General features: G+C 81.8%; 1 pseudogene. It reads right to left on the reverse strand.

What is annotated here, in order from left to right:
• Positions 1-48: 48 nt before the first annotated feature.
• Positions 49-1557, reverse strand: a pseudogene (locus ACFWM7_RS35235) (hypothetical protein); the annotation flags it as partial.

The raw sequence follows: 1557 nt of genomic DNA on the forward strand, positions 1-1557 counted from the left end.
TGCTGTCTCGGTGTACGGGGCGGCGTGCGGGCGCGCCCGCCGCTGCTGTCAGCGGCGGCCGTCGTGCAGCCGCCCGCTGCGCTCCCGGCCCCGGCGCAGATCGGCGCGGATGAGGCGGCTCACCGGGTCGAGGAGCCGGCGGGCCAGCTCCTCGATCTCCGTACCGCTCAGCCGGTTCGCCGGAGTCGCGTCGGGGGTGTCGCCGGCCCCGGCCCCCGGTCCCGTCCGCTGCACGGCGGGCTTCGCCGGGGCGGCCTGCACGGGCACCCCGGTGATCCCGGCGTCCGCCGCAGCCCGCTGGACCGCCTGCACCCGGCTCTCCGGACGGCCCGCTCCGGCGCTCTGCGCGGGCGTGCGGGGCGGCACCCGTACGGCGGGAGGCGGCGGCCCGCCGGGAGCGGCACCGCCCACAGGGGACGGCGGACCGGCGGCGTCGGGCACGACGGGCAGCGCCAGCCGCTGTACGGGTACGGGCACGGCGTCCGCCGTCCGGGCGGCGGCGGGCGGATGCGGCCGGACCACGGGAACGGGGCGCCGGGCGGCGGCGATCCGAGCGGCGGCCGCGGGGCCCGGGGCGGCCGAGGGGGCCTCCTCCGGCCGGGCGGGCGGCAGGGCTTGGGGGAGCGGTGCGGAGGGCACGGCGGGTGCGGCCGGGGTGGTGACGGCGCGTTGCACGGTGGGGGCAGGGGTGCGGGCCGGCGCGGGGGGCTGCTCGGAGGCCTTGGGCCGGACGGGCTGTTGACGGTGCGTGCCGGGGAGCCCGGGGGCGGGCGCGGGGGTGGGCGTTGTAGCGCGTCCGGGTCGTCGGACGAGTCGCTGGAGTACGCCGCCGGTGGACGGTCCGGCTCCGGCGGACGGGGATGCGGAGGCGGAAGCAGATGCCGCGGCGGCCTGTGGGGCGCGGCCCGGTCCGCGCCCGACGCCCGGAGGGGTGGCGGAGGAGCCGCCCCGGGGGGCGGGACGTGCGGCAGCCGCCGCGCGCTGGACCACCGGGCCCGCCGTCGTACCGGCGGAGGACGCCGACAGCCCGGCACCGGAGGCCGGCCCGCTCCCGGTCCGCCCGGCCTCCGCGTCCGGCTGCCGTACGTCGCGCCGCCAGGTCGCGGCCACGACCGGGCGCGCGGTGCCGCCGCCCGCCGTCGTCGCCGCAGGGGCCGAAAACCCCTCGGCGGAACCGGTGTTCACCGTCAGGGCACGGCTCGGGAGCAGGGTCCGTGAGCGCTGGACCGCGAGCGGCGGGGCCAAAACGCCGGGGCCGGAGCCGTGCACCGTCGTACGGGGCCGGTCGATCGGCCGGATGCGTACCGGGGGCGGGGGAGCGGCGGAGGCCCGCCCCGTACGCGTACCGGAGGCGCTGCCGGGAGCCGCCGCACGCTGGACGGGTGTGGCTCCGGGCGAGGGCGTTGGCGCGGAGGCGGGTGGTGCGGTGGCCGACCGTACCGGCAGGGCGGAGGGCTCGTCCGGCAGCGCCGGTGCGGGGGACGGGGCGACGGGGCCGGTCGCCGGTCCCTGTTCCTGGCCGGGGGCGGTTGCGGGGCCCCGGCCGGGGGCCCGGCC

Source organism: Streptomyces sp. NPDC058375, from assembly GCF_042723425.1.
Lineage (GTDB): Bacteria > Actinomycetota > Actinomycetes > Streptomycetales > Streptomycetaceae > Streptomyces > Streptomyces durocortorensis.